The organism is Algoriphagus jejuensis (assembly GCF_039523455.1).
In the GTDB taxonomy this organism is placed as follows: domain Bacteria; phylum Bacteroidota; class Bacteroidia; order Cytophagales; family Cyclobacteriaceae; genus Algoriphagus; species Algoriphagus jejuensis.
The window spans coordinates 469,841-485,877 of record NZ_BAAAFI010000002.1 but is presented as its reverse complement, the minus strand read 5'-3'; the positions used below and the strand labels follow the sequence as shown (position 1 = coordinate 485,877).

The 16,037-nt window shown below is 46.0% G+C and carries 11 protein-coding genes; 4 read left to right on the top strand and 7 right to left on the bottom strand.

The genetic code is table 11. The annotated features are described in order from the left end of the window. Nucleotides 1-17: 17 nt before the first annotated feature. Nucleotides 18-485, top strand: coding sequence for a RidA family protein (locus ABD031_RS03060; protein WP_343848329.1), 468 nt, complete (start codon nucleotides 18-20; stop codon nucleotides 483-485). Nucleotide 486: 1 nt separating this feature from the next. Here ABD031_RS03060 and ABD031_RS03055 read toward each other — a convergent pair whose 3' ends face one another. From ABD031_RS03055 to ABD031_RS03030, 6 genes are all read right to left on the bottom strand, one after another. After that, nucleotides 487-1,878, bottom strand: a complete 1,392-nt coding sequence (locus ABD031_RS03055) for an MltF family protein (protein WP_343848328.1) — start codon at nucleotides 1,876-1,878, stop codon at nucleotides 487-489. Nucleotides 1,879-2,002: 124 nt separating this feature from the next. Beyond that, nucleotides 2,003-3,346 (bottom strand): TolC family protein, encoded by a 1,344-nt coding sequence (locus tag ABD031_RS03050; RefSeq protein WP_343848327.1) that lies wholly within the window; start codon nucleotides 3,344-3,346, stop codon nucleotides 2,003-2,005. After that, the gene (locus ABD031_RS03045) at nucleotides 3,346-6,408 is read right to left on the bottom strand and encodes an efflux RND transporter permease subunit (protein ID WP_343848326.1); all 3,063 of its coding nucleotides are present in this window, start codon (nucleotides 6,406-6,408) and stop codon (nucleotides 3,346-3,348) included. The genes ABD031_RS03050 and ABD031_RS03045 overlap by 1 nt, the downstream gene beginning before the upstream one ends. Nucleotides 6,409-6,410: 2 nt before the next feature. After that, a complete protein-coding gene (locus tag ABD031_RS03040; RefSeq protein ID WP_343848325.1) occupies nucleotides 6,411-7,490 on the bottom strand; it encodes an efflux RND transporter periplasmic adaptor subunit in 1,080 nt (359 codons plus the stop codon). A gap of 17 nt (nucleotides 7,491-7,507) precedes the next feature. Further along, nucleotides 7,508-8,290 (bottom strand): alpha/beta fold hydrolase, encoded by a 783-nt coding sequence (locus tag ABD031_RS03035; RefSeq protein WP_343848324.1) that lies wholly within the window; start codon nucleotides 8,288-8,290, stop codon nucleotides 7,508-7,510. A 176-nt stretch (nucleotides 8,291-8,466) separates the two neighbouring features. Continuing rightward, complete coding sequence (locus ABD031_RS03030) at nucleotides 8,467-9,531, bottom strand: DUF481 domain-containing protein (protein ID WP_343848323.1); 1,065 nt, start codon at nucleotides 9,529-9,531, stop codon at nucleotides 8,467-8,469. A gap of 950 nt (nucleotides 9,532-10,481) precedes the next feature. Here ABD031_RS03030 and ABD031_RS03025 point away from each other — a divergent pair. Together ABD031_RS03025 and ABD031_RS03020 are read left to right on the top strand one after the other, a co-directional pair. Further along, the gene (locus ABD031_RS03025) at nucleotides 10,482-10,925 is read left to right on the top strand and encodes an Hsp20/alpha crystallin family protein (RefSeq protein ID WP_343848322.1); all 444 of its coding nucleotides are present in this window, start codon (nucleotides 10,482-10,484) and stop codon (nucleotides 10,923-10,925) included. A gap of 159 nt (nucleotides 10,926-11,084) precedes the next feature. Beyond that, the gene (locus tag ABD031_RS03020) at nucleotides 11,085-11,327 is read left to right on the top strand and encodes a hypothetical protein (protein WP_343848321.1); all 243 of its coding nucleotides are present in this window, start codon (nucleotides 11,085-11,087) and stop codon (nucleotides 11,325-11,327) included. Nucleotides 11,328-11,498: 171 nt separating this feature from the next. Here the strand turns inward: ABD031_RS03020 and ABD031_RS03015 are convergent, their stop codons facing one another. After that, nucleotides 11,499-14,777 carry a TonB-dependent receptor gene (locus ABD031_RS03015; RefSeq protein ID WP_343848320.1) on the bottom strand — a complete coding sequence of 1,093 codons (3,279 nt, stop codon included), beginning with the start codon at nucleotides 14,775-14,777 and terminating at the stop codon, nucleotides 11,499-11,501. A 347-nt stretch (nucleotides 14,778-15,124) separates the two neighbouring features. Between ABD031_RS03015 and ABD031_RS03010 the strand changes: the two genes are divergently transcribed. Next, on the top strand, nucleotides 15,125-15,814 hold the full coding sequence (locus ABD031_RS03010) for a lysoplasmalogenase (RefSeq protein WP_343848319.1): 690 nt from the start codon (nucleotides 15,125-15,127) through the stop codon (nucleotides 15,812-15,814). Nucleotides 15,815-16,037 lie beyond the last annotated feature (223 nt).

Below are 16,037 nucleotides of genomic sequence, written 5' to 3'. Positions count from 1 at the left end.
ATCCAAAATTTAGTCCAATGGAAACACCTGAAAACAACTTTGCGAAGCTCGGTCTGAACTTGCCTCCAGCCCCTAAGCCACTCGGCGTCTACAAGCCCTGTCTGATCGACGGCAAGTATCTATACCTGTCCGGTCACGGAACAGTCCAGGATGATGGCAGCCTGATCATGGGACGCATCGGCGCAGACTTGGATATGGAACAGGGAAAAGTAGCGGCTCGACAGGTAGGTCTTGCGATGCTGTCCACCATCAAAGCCAACCTTGGTTCGCTCGATAGGATAAAGCGAGTGATCAAAGTACTGGGGATGGTCAATTGTACCGCTGACTTCGAGCGACACCCCTTCATCATCAACGGGTGTAGTGAACTCTTTGCGGCGGTATGGGGAGAAGAAAACGGGATCGGCGTGCGCTCCGCGGTCGGCATGGGCTCGCTACCCGACAATATTCCGGTGGAAGTTGAGGCATTGTTTGAGCTCCACGAGTAGTCTAGGGCTCTACCAGCGTCTTGTACGATTCGAAAAGGCTCAGTACATCGCGTACATAGTTCACCGCCACGTGACCCTTAGCATATCCGCTTTTGACAATAGGATCCCGATAGTATTCGGGATCACTTTTTAGATTGAGAAAAAAGGAAACATCCTTCCAGCTCCGGGTATTTTTCCCATATTTCATCGTCAGCCTCCAGGCGTCCTCGACGTGTCCCTGACCGACATTGTAGGAAGCTAGGATAAATCGAATTCGTTCCTTGGAATCCGGAACCCGCTCTCTCCAAAACTTATCGAGGTATTGCAAGTACCGCACTCCGCCGCTGAGGGACTGAGTCGGGTCATTGGGATTGGTGACTCCAAATCGCTCCAAGGTGACCGGCATCAGCTGAAGCAGTCCCGCCGCACCGGCATAGGATGTGGCGGTAGTGTCAAAGCCGGACTCTTTATAAACGAGAGCCGCCAGTAGACGCCAATCCCATCCCAATTCCCCGGCACCATCTCGGATGATGTCGTCAAAAACGGAAATCCGGTTTCCAGCCAAGGATGAAAACTGGCTAATTGATCGATAGTAACTGTTTCTCGAATTGAGAAAGTACTTGGAATAGAGTGTCGGGATAAACCGCTTTTTCTTATCGGTCAGCCACGCATTCACCTCCTCCTGAAGTTTGGGGGAATTTTTCCGCGTAGCCCAAGCGACGCTACCTTCCTCCGCTACCTTAAGATGAATATCCAAGCCCTGGTAATAGGTGGCATTGGCCTGAGCGATGTTTTTATCCGCAACCGTCCACTTGATATCCTGATCCGCGACCTGATCGATGAGGGTTTCTTCGTGTTCCGGCGATTCCAAAACCGTGAAATTCAGAGAAAGTGAATCCTTGATATGCTTGAGTTGAGATTTATAAACCGTCCCTTTTCGGACGTAAATCGTATCGTTTCCGATCCCCTCCCAAAACACCGGCTTTTCCATGGATTTTAAGCCTACCACTACCGTGCTCATGCTACCTAGCGCTTGCGTAAAAGCAATGCGATCAGACCTAACCGCGCTATGTTCAAGATTCATGGCGATCAGATCTACCTTTCCGGCTTCAAGGTGTTGAAAGGCGGACTCAATGTCATTCACCACCACAAATTTGATCTGAACACCTAGTGTTTTGCCCAAATCACGCAGCAACTCAAACTCGTAGCCCATTCGGCGTCCACGGTAGATATAGTAGCTGGTGGAGTTGTTGTCCACTGCGGCACGCAAGGTACCGCGGGTCTTAATCCCCGGCAAGTCTAGCACGTAGGGATCATGAAATATGGTGTCGAACCTTTCCTCCAAAAAAGTACACTGCACGCCAAATAGCATCAGTATGATGATGGAAAGGCTCAGCGTCAGCGTTTTTTTCATTCTACTCCGAAAAATCCGGGATGGTTCACAAGGCCACTTGGCAAACGCTATGCCAAAAGAAAATTAAAGTGATTTCCGAAAAAAGCAAATAAAAAACGGAAGCTTTCGTGCTTCCGCTTTAATATCAATTTACGGGGAGCTGAAGATCCTCCGTACTGTTGTCAAAGAAGATCTTTCCAGACAATCGGAGCAGCTCAATTTCCTGCTCTTTGATCTGGAAAATAGAAGTAATCAACCTGTTTTTGGCGGTGAGGTTATTGACTTGGGCATCTCGAAATTCGAGGTAGGACGCGATTCCCAATCTAAATCTCTCAAGCGCGATCGCTGTGTTTTCGCTGGCGACCTGAAAGTTTTGCCGCTCAATCTCCAATAGCCTGAGGTTGTTCGCATAGGTATTGTAAGCTCTGGCGATATCGGATTTTAGCTGAATCTCGTATAGCTCCAAACTATTGTCCTGAATCCGTTGCTGGACTTTGGCGTTTTGGATCCGTCGATTGAGCGTCAATCCGCTGAATAAATTGACGGTGATATTGCCTCCGTAGTTAAAGCCCGAGCGTTGGTTCTGGGCCAAGATACCTGCATCAGAATTGGACGTATTGTTTACGTAGGTTCCATTGAGGTTCAACATCGGTAACCTGGAAGCTTGGAGTTCCCGGGTTTGAAGAAAGGCTACATTGCTCAGGCGTTGACTGATCAGCAACTGCTTGTTTTCCAAAAAGGCATTTTCCTCCAGGTCGACCAAGGTTTGAATCTCTCCCACCAAGATGGTGTCGCGGACAGAAAATGGCTCATAGGGATCCACCGCCATCAGCTCATTCAGATTGACCTGCGCATTTTGGATGATTTGCTCCTGACTGAGCAACAGGCTAGAATCAGAATTGTAATCGACCTCGGCAGTCAGATAGTCTCGCTTTCCTGCCCCGCCTAGCTCATATTGTGCCTTGGCAATATCCAATCGGGCACGGCTGAGGGTGAGCGTTTCCTTTAATACCTGAAACCGCTGCAGTTCCAGAATCAAACGATAGTAAGCTGTTGAAATTCCGGCAACGGTATTTTCCACCGCAACCTTCGCTTCAAGTTCGCTGATCTCCGTCAATTGGCCGAGCCGTTTCATAATCACGATCGATTCGGGCCGAAAGCCATAAATCCCCACCACGTTAAAGTTCTCGTTCCGAGATTTCGCATCGTCAATCTGCCGAGGTTCGGGATCGTTAACAAACCGCTGGGTGACATCTTCCTTGCTGAAAGAGCGCAGGTAAGTCGCGTCTACAGTGGGCATGAAGAGCTCGCCCACACCGATTCGTTGATCTCCCTCTCTCAGGTTAACATTTTCGACTGCAATCTTTATTTGGAGGTTTTTCTCCAGACCTATCTGAATTGCTTTTTCTAGGTCTAAACTTTCTTGGGAGAAACCTGACAGTGAAGTCAAGAGACATCCCCAAGTAAATAAAAAGGCTAATTTTTTCATTAAATTCTGGCTAATCTTCCTTGCTTAGAAGTGAGATAAGTATAAATGGCCGGGATGATGAATAGGGTAAGGATGGTAGCAAAGGCCAGTCCGCCAATGACCGCCGCGCCCATCGGAACTCTGCTCTCCGCACCGGCACCGAGTGCCAATGCAATCGGCAAGATCCCCAAAATCGTCGACAAACTGGTCATTAAGATCGGACGGAAACGAGCCACCGCAGCACCATAGATGGCGTCGTACGGATCCAAACCCTGTGCTTTTCGTTGGTTGGCAAACTCGACAATTAGGATTCCATTTTTGGTCACCAAGCCGATCAGCATGATGATCCCGATTTGGCTGAAAATATTCAAGGTAAAATCAAACAACCATAACGTTGCCAATGCGCCAAATAGCGCCAGCGGCACAGTGAACATGATGGTCAGCGGATCAAGGAAACTCTCAAACTGCGCAGCAAGTACCAGGTAGATCAGGATCAAGGCAAAGAGGAAGGCAAACAACAAGCTGTTGGAGCTTTCGCGGTATTCTTTAGATGGTCCGGATACATCTGTAGAGTAGGAGCCATCGAGGACTTCAGCGGCTATTTTATCCATCTCATCCAAACCGGCACCGACAGTATAGCCTTCTGCCAAGTTTGCCGATACGGTGGCACTTACAAATCGATTGAAACGATACAACTGTGGCGGGGTACTTTTCTCTATCACCTTGACCAAGTTATCCAACTGTACCAACTGCCCATTTCCTCCTCTTACGTAGAGCATTCTCAGGTTGATCGGTTCATTTCTGTCCTGAAGGCGCATCTCTCCGATGACCTGATATTGCTTTCCATTCATGATGAAATAGGCAAATCGCTGTCCGGAATAGGAAAGTTGGAGTGTCCGAGCGATCTCCTGAACGGATACCCCGATGTTTCTGGCCCGCTCTCTGTCGATTTCGATTTCGAGTTCTGGCTTGGTAAACTTGAGGTTGATGTCTGTGAAAATGAACGCTGGATTTTGAGCAGCTTTCTCCAAAAACGGAGGGATGACCTCTTTTAATTTCTCCAAAGTTGGCGCTTGAATTACATACTGCACAGGCAAACCCCCTCGTCTATCCCCGATGGACACGGGCTGCTGAGCAAAAGCCCGAACAGCGGTTTGTTGTTTCAAGACCCCGTTTACCGCATTAAAAATCTCTTGCTGGCTACGACCGCGCTTGTCCGCATCGGTAAGATACATTCGTATAAATGCTGAATTCGTGCTTCCTGATCCAAACCCCGGTGACGTCACACTCGTCAGACCGACCATTTCCTCAGGAGGAACTTGACCTAAGATAATTTCAGAAATGCGATCGACCTCTGTACCCATGAAACCGAAGGTCGCGCCTTCAGGTCCAGACATATTGATTCGGAGTTCGGATCGATCTTCCATCGGCACCAATTCAGATGGAATCGTATTAAACAACCAATAAATCCCAAAGCCCATCAACAGTATCAAAGGGAAAGAAATCCATCTAATCTTCATGAACATCGCCAAGAGATAGTCATAGGCATTATTGAGCTTCACGAAAAACGGCTCGGTGAAATTGTAAAACGCATTGTGCTTCTCTCTCAGCTTGAGCATCTTGCCACTGAGCATCGGCGTCATGGTCAAGGCCACAAAGGAGGAAATAATCACCGATCCCGCCACCACAATCCCGAATTCACGGAACAATCTGCCCGTAGTACCGGTCAGGAAAATAACCGGAAGGAATACCGCGGCCAAAGCCACTGTCGTCGCGATGACAGCGAAGAAAATCTCTTCAGACCCTTCTTCTGCCGCTTTCTGGGGACTCTCTCCTTTTTCTATCCGGGCATAAATATTCTCCAGCACCACGATGGCATCATCGACTACCAGTCCAATCGACAGCACGATTCCCAGCAAGGTTAGCACGTTGATGGAAAAGTCCATGATGTACATGACAAAGAACACCCCAATGAGTGAAATCGGAATCGTCAATACCGGAATGAAAGTCGTGCGCCAATCTCTCAGGAAAAGGAAGATAATCGCAACCACTAGGATAAAGGCCGTGATGATCGTCTCCTGCACTTCAGCGATCGAGCTGCGGATGTAAGAGGTGGAGTCAAAAGCAATCTCAACTCCTACGTCCTTGGGTAAGTCCTTCTTGATGTATTCCAGTCTTCGGTGAAATTCGTCCGCCATTTCGATGTTGTTGGATCCAGGAAGCGGCACCAATACGACTGCGACCATCGGCACTCCGTTCCGCTTTAAGACAGTCTTCTCATTCAAGGCCGACAGCTCTGCATTTCCGATATCCTGAAACTTAACGATGTTGTTCTGGTCTTCTTTGATGATCAGATTATTGAACTCCTGAGGGGAACTGAGTCGGCTTTTTGTCCTGACGGAAAGCTCGATGCTTTGCCCTTCGATCCTGCCAGAGGGCAACTCGACATTTTCACTTTGTACCTTACTCAGCACATCCAAAGGCGTAATGCCATAGGATGCCATCTTGAGCGGATCCATTCTCAATCGGATCGCATATTCTTTGTCTCCCCAGATCTGAACCCGGCTCACACCCGGGATGGTCTGGAGTCGTTCTTTGAATATATTGTCCGCTATATCAGTAAGTTCCAAAAGCGTTCTGGTATCACTTTTCACATTAACTCCGACTATCGGAGAGGAATCAGCGTCAGCCTTAGACACCACGGGAGGATCAGCATCAGGAGGCAGATTTCGCTGAGCTCCGGCGACTTTATCCCGCACGTCATTTGCTGCCGCTTCCAGATCTGCTCCTACTTCAAATTCCACGGTAATACTACTCCTCCCGTCCGAACTGGTCGAGGTCAATGATTTGATCCCCTGGATCCCATTGATTTGCTCTTCGAGTGGCTCGGTGATCTGAGCTTCTATGACGTCAGCGTTTGCCCCGACATAGGAAGTGCTGACGTTGATGACTGGAGGATCCACACTGGGATACTCACGAATTCCTAGAAGTGATATTCCAATCCCACCAAACAGCAGGATAACAAGGGACATCACGATGGCCAAAACTGGCCTGTTGATACTGATACTGGATAAGCTTGCCATGCTTATTGGGGTTGATTAGGTTGGACAGACATACCTTGTCTTACTTGCATTACACCTGTGGTGAGTACCAGATCTCCCTCGTCAAGTCCTGAGAGAATTTGCACATGGGTATCTGTTCGAGTTCCAATTTCAACTATTCGCTGATCGGCCTTGTTTCCTTCATCCACTACAAAAACTTTGTAGCCGGAAAGTTCAGGAATAATTGATTCTGCGGGAACCATCAAAGTGCCTTCAGTCACCTCGAGGACAAACCTGATTTTCACAAACATACCCGGAAGGAATTTGCTTCCCTTGTTTGCACTTTGCGCTCGTAGCTTAAGCGTCCGGGTCGCCAAATCGATCTGCGGCTCAAAAGCATACACCTGGCCTTGCACCTCTTCTCCTGAGGATTCATTGGAAAAAAACACGGGCGAGCCCACCGTCACTTGGTTGGCATAGCGCTCAGGAATAGAAAATTCGATCTTGATCGGATCAATGTTCACCACCGAGGTGATCACATCGTTGGTACCGATCACGCTTCCTTCACTGATGAATCTTAATCCCAACAAGCCATTGAAAGGTGCTCTGATCACCGTTTTGGTGAGTTGTGCTTCCACGAGGTTGATATCTGAGAGCGCTGTGTTGAATTGATTCAGCGCAATGTCATATTCTTCCTGAGAGATAGCTTCTCTTGCCAGCAATTGTTTTTGTCTGTTTTCCTGAGTTTCGAAAAGCTTCTGGGTGTACTGCAAACGCTGGAGTTGTGCCTGGAGCTCATCGTCGTTGAGGTACACCAGCGGAGTACCCTTGGTGACATACTGTCCTTCTTTGAAGGCAATGCGAGTCACCAATCCGGAGATCTCCGATCTCAGAGACACGGACTCGTTAGGCAGGATGGTGCCGGTCACCTGTAGTTGGTTTCGGAGCGTTTCCTTTTGCAGCTTCACCACATTCACTGGAAGTGGCTGACTGGATCCGCCACTGCTGCTAGAAGTGCTCGACGAGCCGCCCTCTTCTTTTAGGTCAAGTCTCGGATAGAAAAATGCAATCGCTACGATCAGTACAATTCCTACAATCAGGGCAATTTTGGTTTGTTGTTTCATTAAGACAAGAATTCTGATTACTGTTGGTTTTTTATAAAAGCCAGAGATAGCTGGTTGAACTTTTCGGGTTGCTCCACATTCACGACATGGCCACACTTTTCAACTATATTGAGGATTGAATTTCTATGGGACTTCACAAGATTTTTCACTGGCTCCAGAAACATCAAATCCTGATCTCCCATCACATACAGGGTAGGGATGTTCAGGTCTTTTTCCTTGAAATATCTCAATAGAGGATTGATGTCTTTGGTCAGTTTAAACCAGCGGATGAATTCTTTTTGGCATAGCTTCTTGGCCTCATGAACAAAGAGATTTCTGGACTCGGCGTGCTGTTTTCTGGGCATGATCACAAAAGCAAACAATTTGTACAGCCACATAAAGGGGATCACCCGCTTGAACGTATTGCCTAAGAAGACCAAGACTCTGCTTTGGACATTGAGTCGGGTCACCGCACCTGCGAAGACCAATGACTTGACCCGCTCCGGCTGTAGCTCTGCTAGCTGACGCGCAATAATCGTCCCCAGTGATACGCCCATAAAATGTGCGGGGGGAGTAGCCAAATGATTCAGGACTTCGATGATGTCTTTGGTCACACGCTCAAAGGTGTACTGATCTCCCCAGATCGCCTGCGCCAGATCTACAGATTTGCCATGGCCCCTGAGGTCGATCAGTAGGAGATTGAACTCCTTCCTGAATTCCTTCAACTGCTTGTACCACACCGCAGATGATCCTCCTGCACCGTGGATGAAGACCACCCACTCTTTACTCTCCGGATGTAGATATTCTTTGAAATACAACATGGCAGTTTAGACTGGCAAACCGCAAAAAAGTTTACCGAATAGCTAAAATACAGCATATTAGATCGGCAAAATGAAATAAAAGATACTGATGGCAAATCCTCCCTATCAATGGAAAAAAACGAGGATGCTTTTTCAGACTTCAAAAGGTTTGACAGATTTACCTGTTACGTAATAGATCAGAGAGACCAGCCTATGGTAGTTTGAAAGATATAATCGAGATCAGAGGCTCCCTCAGTGGGCTGATTGTCATAGTTCATCGTGGTGCCGATTTTGAAATACAGGTCAAACTTGAATTCATATCGAAAATCGAGCTTAAAATCAGATCTAAATCGTCCCTTTTCAGTCATACTTGGATAGGCGACCACATTGGTAAGGACGTCGAGATCGCCAAGATTGAAGATATTGTATTGGGCTCCAAAAAAAGCCTCACCTGATTGCGTTGCCGATTCGTCACCGATGAATTTTTCATTGTTAAAGTTGACCCCAGCAGAAACTCCGAAATATGCCTTATTAGTATGGATGATGTAGTTACCCACACCGATCATGTTCGAAGTTCTCAAGTCGAGCAATTGCTCCGTATTGGAGAGGGTGTTGAGGTAATACACTAGGTACCAATCCTTCGGCAAAAAATAGTTGAATGTCACACCCAATTCCGTACGCTTGATCGGATCTACGTCATCTTGAGTGGATCGCAAGTTGTTGAAAGTCAGATTCCCCTTCCATCGATCTGCCAGATAGCCCATTGCAGTATTAAAAGTAAATTGCCTTAAATCGTTGGCCTTGGTCAGGTTGGTACCGACATCAAAATTGAAGGACAGGCGACTCCAAAACTTTTCATCCAGGGCGTTGAGATAGACAATTTGGTATTTGGGTATATCGACTTTGTCTCCGTAGGTTTCTTCCAGGTTTTCCCTCTTATTGGAAAACTTCAGAATCATGTCCGGCATCTCGGTATCTATCACGATGACCGAATCGTTGAGACTTCTGATCTTGCCATTGTACCTTCTCCCATCGGAAAGCGTAATCAGATAACTGGTGTTTGAGATTACCCGTTTAACCTGGCCCCACTTGATCTTGAAATCCACATCCGAGTAATCGGTTTCGATCACCAGGATATTTTTGTCCATATTTTTTATCTCCCCTATGATCAGGTCATCGTTGCTGAGGAGCAGGGTGTCTGTTTGTGCATTTGCTCCAAAACCGATTAAAAAAAAGACTAAAAAAAACTGCCACTTATTCATAGAGAACCCAGAGTTAATTAATTTATTTTCCAATTTACGCCGCTTCGTTCCAGTTCGATTGAAGCATAAGTTCGTGAGCTTGACTTAAGACCGCTTCCACTATAGGCTATAAATTCAAGAAGAAAATACTGCCAAACCTCCTTTTTAGTGAGTTCTAACAGAGTTTTACAAAAACGCAGCGGAATTCAGAATCCGGATGATTCCTTTTTAAACTTCATCTAATTTTCCTCAGGAAAATTCTGTTCTGGGAAAAATCAAATTCAGGTGCGAGTAGGCTAGTCTCCTGCGATGCGAGCATTAGATTTAAGTTGAAATGAAAAATAGGAAAAAAAAAGTGCCCCAACGAGTGGAGAGCTTAAATTCTGATTTAAAAACTCAAATCTTTGTTTGTACATCTCGAACCGAATCGCAAGCCCCAGCCGACGTCTACCCTGGCGGTTGTAAATCTCACAGATGGGCTTTTCTCCAAATTTATAACTTCTCGATTTTCTGATTGGCAAAACTATCGATTTTGAAAAAAGGAAATTCTGGCGGGGAATTCAAATTTCTTTTTTAGCAGAGTTAAATCCTTTTTTTCTTAACATTATTTCCTTGATCGGATTAGCTATATTCTGTGGGTCGTCAAAATCTTCAAGATTGTTTTCAATTCCGTTTGGTTCATAGCTAATACTTCTTGGATTTCTCACAGATGAACCCTGAACCTATCAGAATCATCCGTACACAAATCTGATAGGCTTCATGAATTTTTGACGGTCAAATCATTCAAACTGACATTTTTTCAGTAAAAAAGTGACAAAATTATCGCTAGATGCTGTTGGCATCCTGCTTGTTTTTTTGGATTCCAGAGAATCGCGATTCATCTATCACTTTCGCCAGGGATTCCATAAAATACCTGGCTGAAGCTCGTTTAATTGTTTAACCATTAACTTGAAAAAGCAATGAACACGTTGATGAAAAGGAACACGAGAAGTTCCTATCCCAGTTTCTTTGAAGATTTTCCCGCCAAAGGCCTATTTGATTGGCTGGACACTGCGGGAATTGGCAGAACGTCAGACAGCACTACCCTGCCAAGAGTCAACATCGTCGAGACCGGCGCCGACTACAAAGTCGAAATGGCCGTTCCAGGTATGCATAAGGACGATTTTATGGTGCAGCTGGATAACAATACTCTGACAATCCAAGCTGAGAAATCCAACGATCCAGAATCAGAGGTCGATGGAAGCTATACTCGCAGAGAATTCAGCTACAGCGCATTCAGGCGCTCCTTCTATCTCCCAGATACCGTCGAAGGTGACAAGATTGAAGCGAGATATTTAGACGGTATTCTGACGCTGGTGATTCCAAAAAGGGAAGAAGCGAAACAGAAACCGGTAAGAACAATTCAGATTTCATAAATGAATACAGCCAGGCGGCCGGCGGCTGGCTGTTTCATCTTTTCTAATCCTTGCTAAATTTTTAACCCTAATCATAGCAAATCCTACCTAAAAACCCATCCTGATACTGGAGTCCGATAAGCTTGAACTCCGAAGGAATAAACAAAAAATAGTAGAACGATGCGTAACAATTCATTTCTGAGTTATTATAAGACTATACTTGAAAAAGTGAGTTTTGACAACAGACTGGTTGAAAAAGAATATTGGAAAGCAAAACAACTTTTAAAGGAGCCCGAAGCACACGAACTTGACAATTGGATGATTAATACCGGTTTAATCGGCAAAATCTCCGTTGAGCCTATTGGAAATACCGCCTTCCAGTCCAACCATCTCTCCAGGAAATACCTAACCCAACGGGAGTGATCCAAACGAGGGCTTAGACATTATAAACTTTTCGTCCCTCTTTCAGCCTGAGTAACGTTTGCCAGCGGGCAAAAATCAACAGCTTCCCCACTTGCAAAAATCTTGGTCGGACCGGGATAAAAAAAGCGCCCCGCAAATGCGAGGCGCTTGATTTTTGGTTTAAGTCTTCGATTAATTGAAGATATATCTCAGGCCAAACTGCATTCTCCATACATCGGATACGCCTGCTGTTGCTCTATAGGTTTCAGAGATCAACTCCCCTCCTTGGTTCAAGAGTCTGTATTGAGGCTGTCCATTAGCCCCAACCGGACCTCCCTGAGCTGTAGAAGGCACAACCAAGGGCTGAGTTGAATTGAATGTCTTTCCAAGACCCCAATCCTTGCTCAGCAAGTTGCCTACGTTCAAGATATCGATTCTGAATTCCAGTGTGTTCTTCTTGTTGTTGATATTAGTAAACAACTGCTGCGCAAAAGTGAAGTCGGCACGATACACCATTGGAGCTAGTACTCCGCCTCTTTCAGCATACTTGCCTCTGTTTTCTCTTAAGTACTCGTCCTGCTCGATATAAGCCTCCCAAGCTGCAGCCTGAGCAGCAGCGGTGAAGGTCACTCCGCCGGAAGCATACTCTTGAAAGTTCATCTCGTCGGTGTCTGCAGCGATGTAGATCAAGTCATTGCTAGTACCTCCGTCGCCATTGATATCGCCGGAGAACCTATAGCTACCTACTCCCTGATTCATGCCTTCCCAGAATAGGGAAACCGAGGTGTTACCAAACTTAAACAAGTCTTTGCTATAAGAGAGTACTGCAAATACTCTATTGCCCATGTTGTTGTTGGAATATCCAACACTTGGATCGTTGGGGTTACCCGAGATCGGATTGTTAAACCATGTTCCTGAAGCGATACTTCCTGCGTCCACGGTGTTTTTAGATTGTCCGTAGCTGTATGCTGCTTTTACAAAAAGTCCATTTGCAAACGGTCTCTCCAAAGAGAACGATGCAACCCACGTGCTGCCTACTGCCTGATTAGATAGAGTCACCGCATTGGGAATATTAGAGTTGATTCGGTTTCCAGTCCATCTTGGGCGATTGTCTGGGCCTGAGAAAGAAGCCTGGCTTGCAGGAAGATTGGCATTGTAATAAGCGATGCCGTTCACATCTGAGCTGTAGATGAATTCACCTGTAGCAACGATCCCAGCAGGAAGCTGCTGATCCACTGCGATGTTAGATCTCCACACCTGCGGAAATTTAAAGCTCGATTCGATCAAAGCCAATTCGTAGGAAGATGCTGGTTCTCCAGTCACCTCTGTTGGCTTGTAGTTATCCGGATTTGGATTGAAAGGACGAGTTAGAGTATTGTCTTGTTGTTCAAAACCAGTTAGGATCCCGTTGTTTCCAACTTGGTTTGAAACCCACACGTAGGCTGGACGACCGGTAAAGATACCTGTTCCACCTCTGACTTGTGTTCTCAGATCGTTGAACACGTCCCAGTTGAAGCCAACTCTCGGAGACCAAAGCACATTCGGCTCAGGCAACTGATCTGTTCTAAATTTCACAGACTCTCCAGAGGCATTCAAGAAATTCATTTGTTCTACATCTTCATTTCTCAGGGCAGTCTCTCCGAAGAAAGGCACGTCAATTCTCAAACCAACGGTGGCTTTCAAGTTTGACCTAACTTGAATTTCGTCCTGACCATAGATACCGAAGTAGTTTACTTTCAATGCCTGTACTGGCTTGTCAGAACCCGGGATATTATTCCATCTTACTTGGAATCTTCTCAAGTTTACTCCCGAAGGAACAGTGTTTCCATTAGCCAGGAAGTTGTTCGCATCTGCGTAGAAATCTTCCAGAGAGTTATATACATAGGCTGATTGAGACCCTGGGAAGAAGACGTTTTCAGACTGGTAGTTTTCGTAGGAGAAGCCAGCAGTGATTGTGTGCTTTCCTTTGAAGATCTGAACGTTATCTTGAATCTGGAAGGTCTTATATCTCAATTCGTTGTTTGGAGTAAATGGCTCAAATCCGAAAGAAGTATAGGTCGCCCCATCCTTAAGGATATCCACCATTGGGAAAAATTCTCCTTTGTATCCACGGCTTTCATCCTGGTAAGTGTATCCCACTATCAGGTTGTTGGTAATGTTATCTCTTACTCTTGTGTTCAATTCCGCTACAAATGACCGGATATTTTCCAAGATGCTATAGTTGGAATTTTGGAAGTTCAAGGCCTGAGGTCTGAAGTTTCTGTTTCCAAATCCTAGTGAGGAAGAGTTGGACATCAACACGTCGGTAGAAGAGTCCAAGTGATTGTACCGGAGACTCAGCTTGTTCTTATCGTTGATGTTGTAATCAATTTTTGCCAAGAATTTGGTGCCAAGGGTCTCATTGTCATAGCCTTGGTATGGGCCAGTTTCATAGTCGAAATTGTCGCTCAAGAAACCGCTCAATTGATCTAGGTCAGAAGCCAAAACTCGGGTCACGTTTCCTTCGATCGGCTCACTTCCACTATTTGCGGTCCAAGTGGTGCCTGGTCTTGCTTCTTTTTCATCCTCAAAGGACGCGAAGAAGAATAGCTTGTCTTTGATGATCGGTCCTCCCAATCTGAAACCAATTTGATTATAGGTGAAGTCGCCGGGATTGAACGTATTTTCACCTGCTTCGGTACCCACGTTGTTGTTGTTTCTCCAGAAATAATAAGCAGATCCGGAAAATTCATTCGTACCGGAGCGGGTTACTGTATTGACACCTGCACCAGTAAAGTTCCCTTGTCTTACGTCATAAGGAGCGACGTTGACAGAGATCTGCTCGATCGCATCCAAAGAAATCGGCGATACGCCGGTTCTACCTCCTGGATTGCTACCGCTACCCAGACCGAAGGAGTTGTTGAAATAAGATCCGTCAACAGTGATGTTGTTCAATCTAGAATCCTGACCTGCAAACGACTGACCGTTTGACTGAGGCGTCAGACGCGTAAAATCATTGATACTTCTGGAAATAGTCGGCAGTTTGGACAACGCTCTATTGTCTATTGAAGTACTAGCGCCAGTTCTCTCGTTGGAGAAAATATTGTTTGCACTGGCAGTCACCAGCACTTCATTCAGTTGCTGTCCATCTTCCGCCAAAGGCACATTCACATTGGAAAACACGCCTAGTGAAAGTACGATACCCTCCACCTCTTGGGTAGAAAATCCGATAAACGAAACCGAAAGTTTATAAGGTCCCCCTACACGCATGCCCGGGATGGAGTACTTTCCGTCAAGATTTGAAACCGCGCCATAGCGTGTGCCAGACGGTAGGTGAGTTGCAACGACATTCGCACCTGGAAGTGGTTCGCCATTCGCTTCTGTCACTACTCCCGAGATACCGGAAGTAGTCACTCCCTGTGACAATGCAATCCCGGTGCTGAGCACTAGAAACAGTACTGCCATCAAGTTTTTCAGTAAATTTTGCCTCATAAGTTTTTGATTTGGTAAGAGTTGGTTTGATAGTAAATCTCCACAAAGGTAAGTTTGACCCCCAGCAAATTTGGGTAGTTAATATTAAGTTTTGCGCCTCAAATTTCACATATTTTAACGAAAGCTTAACACCCCTCCTTGAACAATTTTTATGTTTTTTTGAACTCGACTGCGGTATTTTTGAAGGAGTTTAAAAAAAATGAAATCAAAAATTCAAAAATTTCAACCAAATAGTAGCTCAAGTTAAGAAATCGTTCTTTTCTCAAGGCCCAAATCAAGATCAAGGAAAACTACGTCATCGCAGACTTTTACACTACATTAGTTCAATAAAACAGAATATTATTCCATTGAGAGATAAAAACATTATTTGGCTCTATTTGTTTTTGGCCGCCACGATGGCCGATCTGGCGTTTCTGATTGAGGGAAATTTCGAGATGAGATTTTTTTCGAAGCCTCTGATTCTCTTGGGCTTGATCGCCTATTTTTATCGGATTACCCGCCCGATTGCTTCCACGCTGCTCACCAAATCCATCCTTGGAGCCCTGATCTTCTCTTGGTTTGGCGATATCCTCCTGATGTGGCCCCAGCTGTTTGTTTACGGCTTGGGGGCTTTCATGATGGCTCACATCTGTTATATCATCGGGTTTAGGTTTGCCCAAAAATCCCCGAGCCAGCTCGAACACGTGAATTTCGTCAAGTCCTTCCTCTTCAATCTGCCGATCTACCTCGCCGCGGCTCTGGTCTATTACCTGATCCATGCCAATCTGGGCAACCTGAAAATCCCCGTGATAGCCTACATCATCGTTATTGTGGCTATGGTGGCCACCGCCAGAGAAAGGTTCAAGAAATGCAACCCGGCTTCCTTTTGGCAGGTCTTCATCGGGGCAATCTTATTCTTCATCTCAGACGGTGCGATTGCCATCAGCAGATTTTTCCGCGATTTCCCCGAATCTGGCATCGTCATCATGGGCACCTATGCTATTGCGCAGTTGCTCATCGTGATGGGTATCCGCTCCTACCTCATAGATCCTAAGTGACAAGTGGGTATTAGGGATTGATCCCAGCTTCGAGGCCGGAGAAAGCAATGCTTCCCTCCCGGTCCATTAGGCTGGCAAGACCGATTCATTGGCAGCGCTTCAATCTCTAGACTAGCATTGTCATTCCTTATGCCCCGTCGCCATGGGACTTTAGAACCGGATTAAATCTCCAAGTCCAGTGGTCAAAACCACTGGCAACATAATCGGCCATCCCTAGTAGGAT

What these genes read in the sequence shown, in the direction of transcription:
- ABD031_RS03060 (WP_343848329.1), top strand. Translation starts at nt 18, where the DNA reads ATGGAAACACCTGAAAACAACTTTGCGAAGCTCGGTCTGAACTTGCCT.
- ABD031_RS03055 (WP_343848328.1), bottom strand. Translation starts at nt 1,878, where the DNA reads ATGAAAAAAACGCTGACGCTGAGCCTTTCCATCATCATACTGATGCTA.
- ABD031_RS03040 (WP_343848325.1), bottom strand. Translation starts at nt 7,490, where the DNA reads ATGAAACAACAAACCAAAATTGCCCTGATTGTAGGAATTGTACTGATC.
- ABD031_RS03035 (WP_343848324.1), bottom strand. Translation starts at nt 8,290, where the DNA reads ATGTTGTATTTCAAAGAATATCTACATCCGGAGAGTAAAGAGTGGGTG.
- ABD031_RS03025 (WP_343848322.1), top strand. Translation starts at nt 10,482, where the DNA reads ATGAAAAGGAACACGAGAAGTTCCTATCCCAGTTTCTTTGAAGATTTT.
- ABD031_RS03045 (WP_343848326.1), bottom strand. Translation starts at nt 6,408, where the DNA reads ATGGCAAGCTTATCCAGTATCAGTATCAACAGGCCAGTTTTGGCCATC.
- ABD031_RS03050 (WP_343848327.1), bottom strand. Translation starts at nt 3,346, where the DNA reads ATGAAAAAATTAGCCTTTTTATTTACTTGGGGATGTCTCTTGACTTCA.
- ABD031_RS03015 (WP_343848320.1), bottom strand. Translation starts at nt 14,777, where the DNA reads ATGAGGCAAAATTTACTGAAAAACTTGATGGCAGTACTGTTTCTAGTG.
- ABD031_RS03020 (WP_343848321.1), top strand. Translation starts at nt 11,085, where the DNA reads ATGCGTAACAATTCATTTCTGAGTTATTATAAGACTATACTTGAAAAA.
- ABD031_RS03030 (WP_343848323.1), bottom strand. Translation starts at nt 9,531, where the DNA reads ATGAATAAGTGGCAGTTTTTTTTAGTCTTTTTTTTAATCGGTTTTGGA.